The following is a 16,164-nucleotide window of genomic DNA, read 5'->3' as shown; positions in this document are numbered from 1 at the left end:
AATTGGGGAGGATTTATGGAATCAAAAGAATCAGCTCGGAATTTCACCAGTGTTATTCAGCTTGCCATTGGCATCGTTGGGGTGATGGGATTACTCATCTTTGGATGGCCATCACCTGATACCAGGCCAAAAATATATGAACTATACCTGGCTGGTGTCTGGACGCTTATCGCGTTGTCCGGGAGCTCAGTTTATTGGGATTGGAAAGATTCCAAATGGTCCCAAAAAATTATGGCCGTCGCTGCTCCTCTCGCGGCACTCCTGTATCTTCAAAAGTATTTCCTGAGTTAAGAAACTTTTAATCCAGGCTTGAATTCACATTTCAGGATGAAACTTTTATCTCGCATTCGTGACATTTATTGTTATATATAAAGACAGGAACTGATATTCTCTACCAATACGTTGATTATTAATGGTTTACGTGTTGATAATCTTAATCAGTATTATTCCTGGCAACCAGCAAAATTATTGAAGGAATTCTGGCATGAAGCAATCTCACAGTCTCTTAATCACAACCCTCGTATTGGTTTCGAGTCTATTCGCCTCGCTTGAGAAGCCCCATGAACATTCCACTTTAGAAATTATAAATGATTTCTCTCCTGGCAGCCAGGTTTTGGCAAATATGCGCATTGAAAACAAATCAGGAATACCTCGAGCAATCTACTCGCCACAGTACCAAGTGAGTGCTTCAGACCCAGAGTCCATGGCCAGGGAATATTTATTGGCTCAAACCGATCTACTGCACCACACATCCCAGAATAGCGAATTGAAATATACTGGCGTAGTTGAGACTCCAGGTGGTTATAGGGTTCAGTTCATTCAGGAGTTTGCAGGGATTTCTGTTTACAAAGCAAGTATCAAGATTAGCCTCAATCGTGCCAATGAGGTGGTGTTTGTCATGAACGGCTACCAACCCCTGACCACTATCGCCATGGATGTAAAAGTTTCAGAATCTGAAGCTCTGGAAATAGCTGAGAACTATCTTGGGATTGATGCTCCCAACACTTACGAGAATATTGAAACCATCATTTACAAAAAGACATTCATGGAGGCGGTCGTCGCCCGACAGGTTACTATTGTACCCGGTAATAAACTATATGGTGACTGGGAAATTTTGATTGATGCCCGCTCAGGTGAAATCATCAGGGCTGAAGACAAAGCCTGTTATTTGGATGCTGAGAGAGAGACAGGATTTGGATGGGTTTACGATCCTGACCCCATTACAGCGGCACGTACACTTTATGGTCAGCCTCAATTTTCGGATAACGGAGATCAAAACTCAGACAGTTTAAACCACTATTTAAGGCAAGTGGACCTTGAAGGACTACTTCCAAATAATCGTCAGTATTATCTATCTGGTCCATTTGCCTCTATTAGCGATTTTGAAGGACCATTTACGGGGCTCTACGAGCAAAGTTCTCTCAATTTTAGTTTCACCAGAGATCAACCGGAATTTGAGGCTGTAAACATCTATTATCATCTTAACCACTCCATGGCATACTTGAATGACTCTCTGGGTTTTGATGTCATGCCGCTGCAATATGAGGGTGGCGTTCAATTTGATCCACACGGCTTGGATGGTGCTCGAAATGCTCATTTTTTACCCAGTACAGGAATGCTGGCTTTTGGCTCGCCTACCAATTATGTGGATGCTGGAGAAGATCATTCCATCATTTTGCATGAGTTAGGGCATGGTATTCATCATTGGATAACCAATGGGGGAATCTCTCAAGTGGAAGGTTTGAGCGAGGGCCTGGGTGACTACTGGGCTCAATCCTATACCCGGAGTCTGGGGCTGCTGTCTCCGGAAGACCCACAATACGACTATTTCGGACAGTGGGGTCTCCAACCTTATGGTGCTCCTGCGTTGAGAGTCACAAATTTCCCCAATCACTATCCCGATCAATTGGGAGGTGAGGTGCACTATGATGGACAACTCTGGGCCTCTTCACTCATGTCCATTTATGATCTTATTGGCAGGCAGGCCACAGATATTGATTGCTGGGAGGGGATATCCATGACGGATATCAGCTCAAACCAGGTGGATGCTGCTTTTGCGTTTATACAGGCTGATAGAGATAGCTATGCTGGAGCCAACCTGAATGATATTGTGCCTGTATTTGCAGCAAGGGGTTATCTACCAGGACCCGTGGTAGCAGCATTTGATGCTGATCTAACTGCAGGAACAGGATCTATCCTGGTCAATTTTGAAGATTTATCCTTCTCAGTTCCAGATCCCATTATTAGCTGGGAATGGGATTTCAACAATGATGGTATAGTCGATGCTACCGAGCAAAATCCTCAATATTTATTCTCTGAGGATGGGGCATATACCGTTTCATTGCTCGTGTCAGATGGCTCAAATTCAAATTTGCTGGTTAAGGAAGATTTTATTTCCTTGAACTCAGGGACCCTTGTCTATGATGGACAAGCTGCTGGGGTCGGTGTCAATGACTATAGCGGGGAATTTATCTATGATAAACTCAGCGAATTGAATGTGGAGGCTCGATATACAAACCACTTCCCTGCGTCCCTGATTGGATTTGACGCGGTTTTCATTTCCCTGGGAAATGTAGGTGAAATGGGTACATCGGGATCTTTCATGAATGGTGGTCAGCTTGCAAGCATCACAGAATACGTCTCCGCTGGTGGAAATGTTTATATCGAAGGCGGTAGTATGATGAGTCTACTCCCCATTTTTGGATATTCAGATTATGAATCTTTCTGGAATCTTTTTTCCATTGAAAGTGCTGCATTTGAAGACTCTGAGCAGCCTTTGGGCCACCTCCTTGGTCAAGTCCATACACTTGGAGAGGATATCTCTTTCGCAGCATCAACCCAAACCAACAATTGGTATCTGGATCATTGCATCCCTGGAGAGAACGGATTGGTAGCTTTCACGGAAGCAAGTTTTGGAAATGCAGCCATCCAGGGTTTGGGCGACCATGGACAAAAAACATTCTATCTCTCATACTCGCTGGCAAAATTGGTTGATGGTGATTCACCAAACACGCGGCAACAGGCGCTATTGAAGATTATAGAATATTTTGATCTGCCCCTCCTGGCTCCAAATTTTTCATCCTCCCTGACGACGGGACATGCACCTCTAGCCATCGATTTCGAGGATGTTTCCACATCCAATCCGGAAATAACCATGTGGCAATGGGATTTTGACAATGATGGCAGTGTCGATTCGGAATTGCAGCATCCCACATGGATTTATAATGAGCCCGGCACCTACTCTGTATCTCTGACTATTCGCAACGCGGACACCACTGTGAGTATCCTGGTGGACCATGCAATCGAGGTTTTCAATGGGGAGAGTTCACTACATTTTGAAGGCCCTGACAACGCTGTTATAGTTGATTACAGCCCTCTGCTAAATATGACCGAGGCTATGAGCATAGAAGCCTGGATTTACCCAACTGGATGGGGAAATTTAGATGCTGGGCTTGGTAGAATATTGGATAAGGGTTTTATAAGATTTTTTCTGAACAAAGCTGGAAACAGTCAATTTGCAGATTCCAGCATCGGCTTGATTCTCAAACACCAGGATGGCACATTAAGCAAAGTAACCACCGGTCCAAATTCAATTCAATTGAACGAGTGGCAGCACGTGGCCATGACCTATGATGGAGCAAGCTCTGAAATTCACATCTATATAAACGGTATTGATAGAACCGTCATTCATACCCCGCCTACCGGTCCCCTTATCAATCATGATACCTGGGATTTAATCCTGGGGAACAACCTGACTCGCTCCTTTGTTTTTGATGGTCGGCTTGATGAAATCCGGATATGGGACATTGCTGTAACCTACACAAACCTGACTGCAGGGATGTCCAGCTACCTGAATGGCGATGAAGCAGGGCTGATGGCCTACTTCAAAATGAATGAAGCCAATGGGGACACGCTGTATGATGTCACTGGAAATTCTCATCGTGGACATATCGAAAATGCAGATTGGACTTGGGGAACAGACTTTGTGGTCCCAGTGGGAATAGACAATCAACCCGCACTTCCCATCCAAAGATTGGTTATGAAAAATTATCCTAACCCATTTAATCCCAGCACCGCAATTCGCTATGGTCTTCCCTCCCAATCAGTGGTTCACATTCAAATCTTTGATGTAAGGGGAGTTGAATTGCAAAATTATTCACTAAGCCAACAACCAGCTGGCTGGTATGAGTTGGAGTGGAACGGCAGGGATAAATCAGGGTCACAAGTCAGCTCTGGAATCTACTTTTGCAGAATTCAGACTGAGCTTGAATATCAAACCATAAAAATGGTGATGCTACAATAATTCCCGACTTGGAAGCTGATGATTTGGCTCGGCAGTGTCCTGATTAATTGAAATTAATATTTAATTCGGACTATATACTCCGTTTATAATTGCATTAGATACCAAAGCCAATTATTATCAACGCAGAGTTGATGATGACAGTCCTATTTTCCAGAAAATGTGAATACGCCCTCCAGGGAATACTATACCTGGCTGAAAAACAAGATAGGGGCAATATTTCCGCTGAACAAATCGCCACCGATTTGGATATCTCCAGGGATTTTATTTCAAAAACATTACAAAGCCTGGTTAAGGATGGCATCATCCAATCGCATCGAGGTAAATCGGGTGGTTTTTCATTGGCCAGAGATCCCGATTCCATGTCCTTACTGGATATTATTTTAATCATTGATGGCAATTCAGTATTTGAAAGCTGTGTTCTGGGTTTACCAACATGCAGCCCTGAATCACCCTGCCCTGTCCATAATAAATGGGGTCCCATACGCGAGGCATCCAGAGAGATGTTGGCAAATACCACGGTTGCTCAATTTCAACCAATCACCGGGAGTGTTTACTAAATGAATGAAAAAATAAGTCTGGACAATGGTTTACCAGCTGGTCACGTTCAGAATTTAATAAATGATATCCAGGTAAATCCTGGCGCTATTGTCAGTAAAACGTTAAGAAAATCTCAGAATATGAATTTAACGCTCTTTGCTTTTGACACAGGTCAAGCACTGAGTGGTCATTCCAGCCCCATGGATGCCTATGTACAGGTTCTGATGGGTGAGATGAACATTACTATTGATCAGACTACTCAGGCGGTCAAAACCGGTCAGCTGATTCTCATGCCGGCTGGCATCAATCATGCTCTGGAAGCCCTTGAGCCTACCAAAATGCTGCTCACCATGGTGGGTGTTTAACGTAACCAATTTCCGGAGGAGCTTGCAACGACTAAATTGGTTTCAGGCCCACAATGGAAATCAAAACCTGTTTGAACGCTGCGCGCTTGAGAACAGGTTGAACCAATAAATGAGGTAAAAATGAATACAATACATGGTCACGAGGTTATGCATATGATGGTTAATTCTGGTGAATCCTACACCAGAGAATCACTGCGTTCAGCCATCCACCAACAATTTGGTGAAGAAACACGCTTCTTTACCTGTTCTGCACAGGGCATGACAGCTGATGAGCTGATCCATTTTCTTGAGAACAAGGGCAAGTTTCATCCCGTTGATGGTGGATTTACCACTGCCCCCGAGCGGATTTGTAATCATTAAGTTTTAGCTCCATATGAGGAATCATTTGGAGCGTTACTCGTTGGTCATATCAAAGGAAATCTGAAACCGGGAGCGAAGTTTTTCCAGGATCACTTTTTCCTTATCAACCAGACCATCGGCTTTTGCCAGCTCCACAGCCATGACATAGGCTTGAAATTTCTGCTCGGTATTCAGTACGGCACCGGCAGCACTGATCACAGTATCAATGGCTGGTGAGGCCAGGCAGAATCCATTATTGTCTAGACTATGGAATAATTTGGTGCGAGTTGAGGCCAGCAAGGTGCAGAATTCAGCGCGTGACATCCCTGAAAAATCCTGTGTATTCTTGACATGGGCATGGAGAAAGTCTCGTTCCTCAACCGACCCTACATCATCAGCACTACAAATTAACCAGGTGATTGCAGCCATTGCTTCTGCAGGTCTATCGAATTGAATGTCCATTCCTATTTCCTCCCTAGATAGTAACCAGTAAATTGAAAATAATATGTGACTATATTAGTCTTTATTCGAGGTAAATCAATAAATATCAGGATCAACTCATGGGAGGATTCTCAGCCGGGAGTTATGGAACGAGGATTTATTAAGCTAATGGAAACTTGGATGATTAATGGGTTCTGGCGAGTTGCTCCACCTCTGAGAAAACGCGAAGCAGATTACCACTCCAGATTTTTTGAATGTCGGTTTCACTATAGCCGCGTTTGAACAGTTCTTTGGTAATATTGGGTAGTTCACTTACATCGAAACAGTCGGATAAGGCCGCGCCACCATCAAAATCGCTTCCTATTCCAACATGATCGACACCCACCAGCTCTACCATGTGATCGATATGATCCACGGCATCGGCTACGCTGGGCAGTACTCTTGGAAAATTCCTATTTAGCTCAATCCATTCCAGGCGATAGGCCTCTCGATTGGCGTCAGTTTGGCGATCAGTGTTTTTCCATTTCAGCTTTAAAGCTGCCTTTGCTGAATCCCGCGCTGCCTGGGGGGGATCGGGAGTGATATAATCACTCAGCAAACACATCTGGATCACGCCGCCTTTAGCAGCAATAAGTGTTAGCAGGCTGTCACTCAAGTTTCTTGGATTATCGCACATGGCTTTGGAACAAGAATGTGAAGCAATGACAGGCGCTTGTGATATGGCTACAGCTTGTTCAACAGTAGCCTCACTGGTATGAGAAATATCCACCATCATGCCCAGTTGATTCATTCGCTCAATTACTTCCAAACCAAAAGGACTCAAACCACCGTACTCAGTGGTATCATTGGATGAATCACAAATTTCGTTATTGGTCATGTGGCACAGAGTGATATAGCGAATACCCCGTTTATAGAACAAGTCCAGGTTGTGTATGTCAGTCCCAATGGGGTAGCCATTTTCCAGCCCCAGATAAATCGCATGTTTGCCCATAGCTTGAAGTCGACTTGCATCCTCAGCCTGGGTCACAATTTCTGCATATTGCGGAAGCCTGCCTATCTCTGCTTCCACTATATCAAGAATATCCAGTGCTTGTTGTTTTATTGCAGCATGACCTGAGTCTGTACGTACTCCCTGGGCTGTCCAGATTGCAAAGAAGACTGCATCAAGGCCACCCTCATCCATGCGGGGAAAATCCAGCTTGCTGTTGTATTCGTAGGGATCATGATGCTGACTTAGATCAATCCCTTCATACTTGAGGCGCAGGGGGGTATCAACATGAGTATCTATTGTGAGGATACGCTGGTGAAAGGCGAGAATATCGGATTCAGTTATCGAGTTATTCACCTTCGTCACCATGCAAGTGGAGAGTAAAAGGCTGACCGCTGTAGCAAAGACAGGGGTTAAAATTCCTCTGAAAGAAGGGGGTTTATTCATCTGGACTTTTGTCGACGATCTTCCTGAGTCCGCCTAGTGGCAGTCTTTCTTCTGTCCACCTCTACCTCAATGTCCTGTTTACGGCGATCTTCACCTCGTCGTTCTTTTGATTTATTTGCAGGTTTTTGATGGACCATATTATTTCTCCTGGTGTGTATCAATTTGAACAAAATTCTTGTTTTGAGTGCATCAAGATAAGTATAACCCGTTGGTTTTCAAACCTCAAGGAATGCTGCCTCTATTTCAGATAGATCCCCCATCTATTTCCCTGCAGGGTGTACCAGTCTGTGTCCCAATTGGATTTCGTCATGGCATGCGATGGATAAATCTTATTTCAGGTAAATCAATTTAATGGCCTGACTGAATTCAGTCGTTTGCAAATGGCAGAAATACACCCCGGTACTCACCGACTCACCACGCTGATCTCGCGCATCCCAATCGAGGCTATACCGCCCTGCCAATTTGTAGCCAGCATCCAGGGTTACCACTTCCTGACCCTGAATATTGTAAATCACCAAAGACACATCCTGTGCTTCAGGTATTTGATACTGAAGGGTGGTTTGTGGGTTGAAAGGGTTGGGATAATTTTGATCCAGTGCATAGCTCACTGGCAATTCAGGTTCAATGGATACTGGGTATAGATTCTGCAAATATTGGATCGTGAGGGCATAGCTCCAATCAAAATCACCCAGGAGCATATAGTGGGTACTCCCTGTCACCCAGACGGTTCCCCGGGAATCCACGACAATATCCGAGGGATCATCATAGGAATATCCATTCCCGCTGTAATGCTTTTCCCAAAGATGCTCACCCCCCTCTGAGTATTTCAGCGTGGTACAATCGAAACTACCCGTTTCGGATAAACTCTGACCCGTCACATAAACGGCTCCAGTGCCATCTCTGGTCATAGACTGAAGTTCATCATCGCCCAGACCAGCACCACCATAAACATTTTCCCATTGCAAAACACCGGCTGAATTGTATTTCAGGGTGACAAAATCTTTGCCACCAGCGAGTCCATAACTAGAGCCACTCACCACCACTCCCCCTCGATTGTCAACGGAGAGGTGGGTTGCCCTGTCGTGAAAATGGGCTTCACCATCGAAATCTCTCACCCAGACCTCATCGCCTGCAGGTGTGTATTTGATGGTGGTAATATCATCATTTAGCGAGGCACCCACGCTGAATCCTGTAACATAGATGTTTCCAGAGTTATCAAGATCAATTGCTGTGGCGTAGTCATTGGAATTCACGGCACCATTGTGGCGCACCACCCATTCTTCAGAGCCAAACATGTCATATTTCACAGTAGTATAATCGATATTAAATCCCGTTCGAAAACTTCCACCTGTGACATAGAGATTCTCTTCATCATCCAGCACCAGATCCGTGGCCACATCGCTCCCATAATTTGGTCCAACATATCTGGCGACCCAGGTCTCGTTGCCTGAGGCATCATACTTGATGGTTGTATAGTCATAGTTGGTCAGACTGCCACTACTATATCCAGTCACATAGACATGTCCATTGTTATCCACCAGCATCCTGTTGGCCTCATCATCATTGTTTCCTGGGCCGTCATAAGTAGCCACCCATAGCTGATCACCCCCTGCTGAATACTTGAGGGTGATAATATCTCTGTCGCCAGCCAGACTTTCACTATACCCTGTGATGAGAACATTGCCTTGAGGATCGGTCATGATATCGCCTGCCATATCATCCCCATTACCAGCACCATTGTATTCCCTGGACCACATCAGGGCCCCGGTTGAATCATATTTAATAATTGAGATATCTGCCCCACTCAAGGGGCTCATGATGATTCCGGCGACGTAAGCGTTGCTGGAGCCATCCGTGGTTATTGCCACCCCCAGATCCAGGCTATTCCCAGGTCCATCATAATGTGCATTCCAGGTTTCGCTACCATCCGCCTGATATTTTAGGATGGAATAGTTATCAAGATATAGGTTTGAGCTGGCTCTTGCCCCCACCATAACTGCATCGTTGCTATCAAGCGCCAAATAGAAAGCGACATCGTCAATCCCTTCCCCACCGTCATACAGACTTGACCACAACTCCACGCCAGCAGTATCATATTTCACAGTAACGATATCAGTCGTTTGGTTATCGGATTCGGTCACCCCTGTTACAATCACATTATTTTCGCTATCAAGGATGAGTGAAGTTGCTTCATCATAACCGCCAAAAAGGTTGTTGGTATAGCTTGAGGCCCAGGATTCTGTGCCACTGGAGTCCCATTGTACGGTGACATAATCAAAACCGAACAGACCGCCGTAGCTGACGCCTGTAACCGTAACATTCAGGCTGTCATCAACCACAATATCAGAAGCCCAACTATCGCCATCACCAGAAACTCCCCAGCGAATACCCCATGTTTCAGCACCAGCAGAATCAAGCTTGAGGGTATAATAATCAATAAAATCATCATAATGCTGACTCACACCTGTGACATAGGTGTGACCCTGGTTATCAACTGCTATACTGGTAGCCCAATCGGTACCTGTGATTCCATCAAATTGGGTCGCCCATACTTCAGTACCATCTGCTGAATATTTGATGATGCCATAATCATCATTGCTGGTCTCCCCGGCTGTGATTCCAGCCACGTATATATTGCCACCATCGTCCAGAGCAATATCAGTGATCCAATCATTGGCCCAGGCGCTCCCATTAAAAAGCCGATCCCAGAGTAAATTACCATCATTGTCAAATTTCAGTGTGGCAAAATCGGACTCCACCGTTGCTGAATAGCTATAACCCCCAACAATAATGTTGCCTTGAGAATCCAACTCAATATCATTGGGAAAATCATTGTTCAGACCTGCACCTGCATACTCAGCCACCCATTGCTGTACACCAGATGGGTCATATTTGATAAGTAATATATCTGAGTCAATAAATGGACCCCAGCGATAACCACTTACATAGACATTGCCTGCATCATCCACCTGAATATCATCCCCATAGGTATCGGTTATGCCAGCCTCGCTGTAAATCTGACTCCATACCTGGTTACCTGAGGCGTCGTATTTTATAGTGAGCCATTGGAAGTCGCTATTCCCCGTCACATAAACATTCCCAGCTGCATCCGTTGTTAATCCAGTCAACACGTCAGTGCTGGGCATGGTATTAGACCCAAATTCCTGTATCCAGCCCAGGTCAACGCTATCCGTCATGATATCAGTGAGCTGCCAGGCAGAAGTCATGGGGTTTTCTAATCCCAGCCCTGGTATTGCTGCAGCCCGTTCATAATCGTCGATAAGGGCACTGGGACTCATATCAATAATTTTACCCAGTCTTGGATTGACCCGCTCATTAAAAAGATCAGATGCCGCATTAGCCTTCGCTGTACGACCCATGCCACTGCTTACTAATAATATTGACATGATGAAAAGGGATGCAGGGTTCAGATTCAAACGCATGGGGTTTCTCCAAATATAACGTTAATTCTATAGCCTTGAGTATGGCCTAAAACCCGTCTAATTCAAAAATATTTCAAACCACAGATTCATCACAATTTGACGTAGAATTCGGATATATTCGTTCTTGATATATGTGGACAGAATTTTGGGAATAGACCATTTGGAGATTTAGAAATGAATAATAAACTCGTTATCATTATCAGTAGTGGTGAGCCTGGAAAAGCTCAGGCAGGAACCACCTATGCCGTCAACGCCTTAAAATATGCCTGGATGGAGGAGGTGAAGTTGTACTTCTTTGGTCCGGCTGAGGCGCTCCTGCTTACTGACAAGAAGCTTCAGGCTTTGTTGGTGGAATATCAAACTGAAAATGAAACTGCAATTGCCTGTAAGTATGTTGCTGAGGAAGGGGATATCGTCGATGCGTTTTCAGCACTGGGTGTACCAGTACAATATATCGGCGAACAAATATCAACTCTGATAAAAGATGGATATACTCCACTGGTCTGGTGATTCTGGGTATTGATCATCCCGTGGTTGTAGTACGACGTCAATGCCAAGACCCGTCTCCGTCCCAACGGAAAGTGTTGGGACTTCGCCGGAGTTATCCGCCAGACGGGAATTACAAATATCCCGCCTGGCGGATAAAAAAAAGCACCCCCCCGATCTGGAAGGGTGCTCGTATCAGATTAATTTCAGGTCGAGTCCTATCTCACACAACGAAAACCAATGGTGTTATAGGCTGCACCAGGTACACCCTCGGTGTTATACCAGACCTTGAGATTGTCAGTATAATTGGACCAGCTGCCACCTTTTAAGACGTATGAATTATTGGCGCCATCAAAATAGGAACCTGTCCACTCCCAGGCATTTCCCACCATATCATAGACATCAAAGGGACTAACGCCATCGGGAGTTTGACCAACCTGGATTAATTCAGCAGAACAACCTGAGAAATTCGCCAGGTCACACGTTGGATCTTCATCACCCCATGGATAGTCAGACCCTGTTGTACCTCTGGCAGCGACTTCCCATTCTTCCTTCGTGGGAAGTGACCATCCATAGAAGGTGGCAAAAGCATCTGCGCCATGCCAAGTGACACCTACTACTGGATGAAGCTCATAACCGGGATCTATGGAAAAAGCTGAACCATCCCATTGAATGTGACCGCCAGTCATGCCCAAATTATAGACAACACTGTCAACAGCGCCCCCTCGAAAATTTAATACCAGCTCATCATAAACGATCTCACCAGCCACCAATGCCCCCTCCATAAAGGCGGCATACTGATTATTGGTCACCTCAAATTGCATCATCTCAAAATCACCTGGAACCGTATGCACAAAAGGACCCGTTTCGTATCCTGCTTCACCCAATGTATAATCTCCGGCAGCTATGGTTACCCATTCGGAGTATAGCCAGGCAATACTTCCTGTGGCTTCATTTGTATAAGCTGATTCCTGGCCATTGGCAAAGGCGGAAACCCGATAACTATACTCAATGCCATAATTCACACTGTAGTCTGTATAGTCGGTAACATCCGCACTTAGTGAAACCAGCGGATTGTCATAATCGTAGCCCCCACCATCATTACGATAGATTCTGAAACCTTCTTCTGCAGATGAATTATCCTGCCATTCCAGAAGAATCTCCGTGTCGAAAGAGGTTGCTACCAGATCTGAAGGCGTAATATCCACAGGGGATTGCACATTAATAATCGGCGTATAATTTGATTGCTCAGTTGCCGTATAGGCGGCTACACGATAGCGATAGATGGTGTAGTATTCCAGCTCATCATCTGAAAAGAAGGTGTAGTTGGCGCCCAGATTGCCAATTTCAACAAAAGTGCCTGATCCATCATCCCGTTCAATGGTAAATCCGTCTTCAAACGAACAGTTGTCTGTCCAGGATAGATCAATGCTATTGTTCTGAGTCACCGCCTGAAAATTGATCGGTGTAAAAGCAATTGGAGAATCAACAACAATGGTGGCGCTGTAATTCGATTGCATAGTTGCTGTAAAGGCAGAGACACGATATCTGTATGTCACGCCCTCAACCAGATCTCCATCAGAATAGGTCGTGACATTTGCTCCAACATCATCGATCAGCACAAAACCAGAGCCCACATCGCGCTCTATATGAAAACCAGTTTCAAAGATACAGTTATCCTGCCAGGACAAATCGATTGAATTGGTATTCGGAAATGCAAATAGTGAAGAAGGTGTGAATGTCAGGGGTGAAATGATAGTGGTGATATTGGAATAGTTCGAAACTTCCTCAGAGGTAAAGGCGGCAGCACGATATCTGTACTCAATACCATATTCCAGGTCTGAATCGGTAATATTGGTTGTGTTGGCAGCAACCTGACCGATAACCTCAAATCCGGTACCTGCATCACGCTCCACGGTAAATCCTTCTTCAAATGTGCACAGGTCTGTCCAACGAACCGCGATGGTGTTTCCAATCGCTGTTGCATAGAGACTGAATGGTGCAAAAATAATTGGAGACGTAATGCCCACTGACCAGGCATAATCTGACTGTTCACCACTGGCGAAGGCTGCGACTCGATATTGGTAATACTTACCTTCGGTCAAATCAGTGTCTGTATAACTGGTAACATCAATTCCTACTGTACTCTGCACAACATAGCCTGCGCCTTCATTGCGTTCGATGACAAATCCTTCTTCAAAAATGCATTCATCATTCCAGTTCAAGGTGATAGAAGTATCATTACTGACAGTGACTAAATTTGTGGGGGCGAAGCCCATGGGTGAGCGGATGGAAGATGAAATGGCATAGTCTGAAACATCAGGACCAGCATAGGCAACCAGACGATAGCGATAGAGCACATCATAAGCCATGTCTGTATCCAGATAATTCGTCGTGTTGGCACCAAGAGTGACCACATGGGCATAACCGGCTCCTGCATTTCGCTCCAGAACATATCCTTCTTCAAAATTACAATTGTCATTCCAGACCAATTGGATACTATTACCAGCATGACTGGCTGTTAGATATGAGGGGGCAAACTGGAGGGGAGATAACCTGGAAACCTCCCAACTATAATTGGATAATCTGCCATCGTCGAGGGCCGCAACCCTGTAATGGTAAACGATTCCATAGGCCATGTCCTGATCCAGATAACCCGTAATATTTTCACCTACTTCAGCCAGCGTAACGAAACCAGAACCAGCATCTCTTTCGATAACAAAGCCATCTTCAAAAATACAATTGTCTGTCCAGCGTAATTGGATTGAAGTATCCACTGCAGTAGCGGTCAAACTTGTTGGAGCAAAATTGAGGGGAGATCCGATTCCTGAGGTTGTGGTATATCCAGATCGTTGATCAGGTACATAGGCTGCCACCCGGTAATAGTACCAGGCGTCCTCTTCAATATTGAAATCCGTCCAGGTCGTCACATTGGCATCAACACTGTCCAGCGTGAGATACCCACTCCCGGTAACGGAACTTTCACTTCTTTGAATGATGAATCCGGTCTCAAAAACACAGTTATCCTCCCAGTTCAGGACAATTGAAGTATCGCTTGGTGTGAGCGATAAATTAATGGGGGCAAAAACCAGGGGTGAATAGATGGAATAATAGGTGGAATAATCTGATTGCATGGTCTCCGTAAAGGCTGCAACCCGATATCGATAGAATCTATCATACTCTAGATCGGCATCTTCATAACCAGTAACATTGGGACCTAATTCTACAAGAGGAAGATATCCCAGACCGGCATCTCGTTCCAATCGAAAACCTGATTCAAAAATACAGTTGTCATCCCAGCGTAAAATAATGGTAAGTGGGGTGGCATCGGCTGCGAGACCACTGGGACTAAAGCCAAGTGGAGAGTATGCCACGTATATATTTGAGAATTCTGAATTGACAGTCTCATAAAAAATGGCGATACGATATCTGTATTGCTTGCCATATGTCATGGCTACATCCAGATACTCGGTTGCATTGGCGGCTACCGAGTCCAATGTCACATAACCGGACCCGTCATCCCTTTCAATAATAAATCCCTCCTCGAACTGAGAATTGTCATTCCATCTGAGACGGATTGTCGTGTCACTTGAAGTCGCTGTCAGGCCTGAGGGGGCAAAGCTTTCCGGGGAAGGTGACTCAACAACGGCACCTACGGAGATATAATTCAAGTCATCGGTTATCAATAGCTGATAAAAGTATGAGACCAGGGGGTTTGCCAGGGAATCAAAATATACTGTATCAGCTGCGACAGCGCTCGTAAATAGTGTCAGGGCGCCTTCCATATTCAGTTTTTCAGATCTTCGCAAGGAATAGGAAGAAAATCTTTCATGTTCTACCATGGGCCAACTGATGAGGTAACCGATGGGTTGGTAGCTGATATCAATATTTTCAATGGGTGCAGGATGAATGATGGAATTATCCACATACACCACAATGGTATCACTGTTTGCATAATTATCATTGATATCCCAACCCTGAACATAGATAACATGTGATGAACCATTTTCCAGCTCAAGGGTATTCCAATCAAATGAATAAGGAGCGGTGGTGTCGATCAATCCAGTGCCCACATCATCCACAAACAGCTCAGTCCCTGCCACACCTTCCTCGTCGGTGGCCGTGCAGGTCACCAGTGCAGTTTCATAGACCACATCAAGGTGTGCCGGAGTATTCATAACGATAACAGGTGGCGTTTCATCATCATCGGGGAGAAACAGGCTACATGAATAATTAATTATTGTAAAAAGTATAGTCAGTGAAATAGCAATCTTACGCATAAATCCCTCTCTGTTCATTTATACATCCCGATCCTGGGGTCGGGAGAAAGCGTCGTATTCTTTAAATAATGCGATATGCTTGAAAAATCCATAAGGCATGAAATTACTCCTCAGTCAAAGTAACACCAAGCATTTATGAAAGTTAGAATGTCCTGGGTTGATGCCGTAGGAAACAAGAAAGCCCCTGCACAGGGCAGAGGCTTAACTCGTGTTAGTGGATCAGAATGAATTATTACTTTATATAAACTCGTCTACCGAAGCCTTAGCGTAGGTAGACCATTTTGATCGTTTTGATGTATTCCCCCGCAAGCAATTTGCATAGATACACACCGCTACTTATCGGAAATCCATTTTGATTTACCCCATTCCATAGAATATCATGGGTTCCAGCACTCTGTGGTCCACTGAAGAGTTTATCCACCATTCGACCCTGTAGATCATAGATAAGCAATTCAACCTCCCCCGCTTCAGGTAGGCTGTAAGTAATTGTTGTGGAAGGATTGAAGGGGTTGGGATAGTTTTGCTTAAGACAAAT

General features: G+C 44.8%; 11 protein-coding genes. 6 read left to right on the top strand and 5 right to left on the bottom strand.

Annotated features, from left to right (window positions below; all coding sequences use genetic code 11):
* Positions 1-15: 15 nt before the first annotated feature.
* The 5 genes from ISR87_12340 to ISR87_12320 all read left to right on the top strand — a co-directional run bounded on the left by ISR87_12340 (position 16) and on the right by ISR87_12320 (position 5,565).
* Positions 16-291: a hypothetical protein gene (locus tag ISR87_12340; protein ID MBL7026231.1), complete on the top strand. Its 276-nt coding sequence runs from the start codon at positions 16-18 to the stop codon at positions 289-291.
* 193 nt (positions 292-484) lie between these two features.
* Complete coding sequence (locus ISR87_12335; protein ID MBL7026230.1) at positions 485-4,303, top strand: PKD domain-containing protein; 3,819 nt, start codon at positions 485-487, stop codon at positions 4,301-4,303.
* 134 nt (positions 4,304-4,437) lie between these two features.
* The gene (locus ISR87_12330; GenBank protein MBL7026229.1) at positions 4,438-4,860 is read left to right on the top strand and encodes an Rrf2 family transcriptional regulator; all 423 of its coding nucleotides are present in this window, start codon (positions 4,438-4,440) and stop codon (positions 4,858-4,860) included.
* Positions 4,861-5,205 (top strand): cupin domain-containing protein, encoded by a 345-nt coding sequence (locus tag ISR87_12325; protein ID MBL7026228.1) that lies wholly within the window; start codon positions 4,861-4,863, stop codon positions 5,203-5,205.
* A 120-nt stretch (positions 5,206-5,325) separates the two neighbouring features.
* The gene (locus ISR87_12320; protein ID MBL7026227.1) at positions 5,326-5,565 is read left to right on the top strand and encodes a YecH family protein; all 240 of its coding nucleotides are present in this window, start codon (positions 5,326-5,328) and stop codon (positions 5,563-5,565) included.
* A 33-nt stretch (positions 5,566-5,598) separates the two neighbouring features.
* On the opposite strand, the gene ISR87_12315 is transcribed toward ISR87_12320, so the two are convergent.
* The 3 genes from ISR87_12315 to ISR87_12305 form a co-directional block, all read right to left on the bottom strand.
* Positions 5,599-6,006 (bottom strand): hypothetical protein, encoded by a 408-nt coding sequence (locus ISR87_12315; protein ID MBL7026226.1) that lies wholly within the window; start codon positions 6,004-6,006, stop codon positions 5,599-5,601.
* A 163-nt stretch (positions 6,007-6,169) separates the two neighbouring features.
* Positions 6,170-7,330 (bottom strand): dipeptidase, encoded by a 1,161-nt coding sequence (locus tag ISR87_12310; protein ID MBL7026225.1) that lies wholly within the window; start codon positions 7,328-7,330, stop codon positions 6,170-6,172.
* 419 nt (positions 7,331-7,749) lie between these two features.
* A complete protein-coding gene (locus ISR87_12305; GenBank protein ID MBL7026224.1) occupies positions 7,750-10,863 on the bottom strand; it encodes a T9SS type A sorting domain-containing protein in 3,114 nt (1,037 codons plus the stop codon).
* Between the two features lie 174 nt (positions 10,864-11,037).
* Here ISR87_12305 and ISR87_12300 point away from each other — a divergent pair, with 174 nt between their 5' ends.
* Positions 11,038-11,373: a hypothetical protein gene (locus tag ISR87_12300; protein ID MBL7026223.1), complete on the top strand. Its 336-nt coding sequence runs from the start codon at positions 11,038-11,040 to the stop codon at positions 11,371-11,373.
* Between the two features lie 194 nt (positions 11,374-11,567).
* Here ISR87_12300 and ISR87_12295 read toward each other — a convergent pair whose 3' ends face one another.
* Together ISR87_12295 and ISR87_12290 are read right to left on the bottom strand one after the other, a co-directional pair.
* A complete protein-coding gene (locus ISR87_12295) occupies positions 11,568-15,629 on the bottom strand; it encodes an SUMF1/EgtB/PvdO family nonheme iron enzyme (protein ID MBL7026222.1) in 4,062 nt (1,353 codons plus the stop codon).
* Between the two features lie 262 nt (positions 15,630-15,891).
* On the bottom strand, positions 15,892-16,164 hold a 273-nt coding region (locus tag ISR87_12290; GenBank protein MBL7026221.1), incomplete at its 5' end, for a T9SS type A sorting domain-containing protein.

Source organism: Candidatus Neomarinimicrobiota bacterium (assembly GCA_016784545.1).
In the GTDB taxonomy this organism is placed as follows: domain Bacteria; phylum Fidelibacterota; class UBA8477; order UBA8477; family JABMPR01; genus JABMPR01.
The sequence above is the reverse complement of the archived record's forward strand: the minus strand, read 5'-3'. Positions and strand labels throughout refer to the sequence as shown.

Bases quoted from the DNA above. Each gene is read 5' to 3' on its own strand.
- ISR87_12340 (MBL7026231.1), top strand. From the start codon at position 16: ATGGAATCAAAAGAATCAGCTCGGAATTTCACCAGTGTTATTCAGCTT.
- ISR87_12335 (MBL7026230.1), top strand. From the start codon at position 485: ATGAAGCAATCTCACAGTCTCTTAATCACAACCCTCGTATTGGTTTCG.
- ISR87_12330 (MBL7026229.1), top strand. From the start codon at position 4,438: ATGACAGTCCTATTTTCCAGAAAATGTGAATACGCCCTCCAGGGAATA.
- ISR87_12325 (MBL7026228.1), top strand. From the start codon at position 4,861: ATGAATGAAAAAATAAGTCTGGACAATGGTTTACCAGCTGGTCACGTT.
- ISR87_12320 (MBL7026227.1), top strand. From the start codon at position 5,326: ATGAATACAATACATGGTCACGAGGTTATGCATATGATGGTTAATTCT.
- ISR87_12315 (MBL7026226.1), bottom strand. From the start codon at position 6,006: ATGGACATTCAATTCGATAGACCTGCAGAAGCAATGGCTGCAATCACC.
- ISR87_12305 (MBL7026224.1), bottom strand. From the start codon at position 10,863: ATGCGTTTGAATCTGAACCCTGCATCCCTTTTCATCATGTCAATATTA.
- ISR87_12300 (MBL7026223.1), top strand. From the start codon at position 11,038: ATGAATAATAAACTCGTTATCATTATCAGTAGTGGTGAGCCTGGAAAA.
- ISR87_12295 (MBL7026222.1), bottom strand. From the start codon at position 15,629: ATGCGTAAGATTGCTATTTCACTGACTATACTTTTTACAATAATTAAT.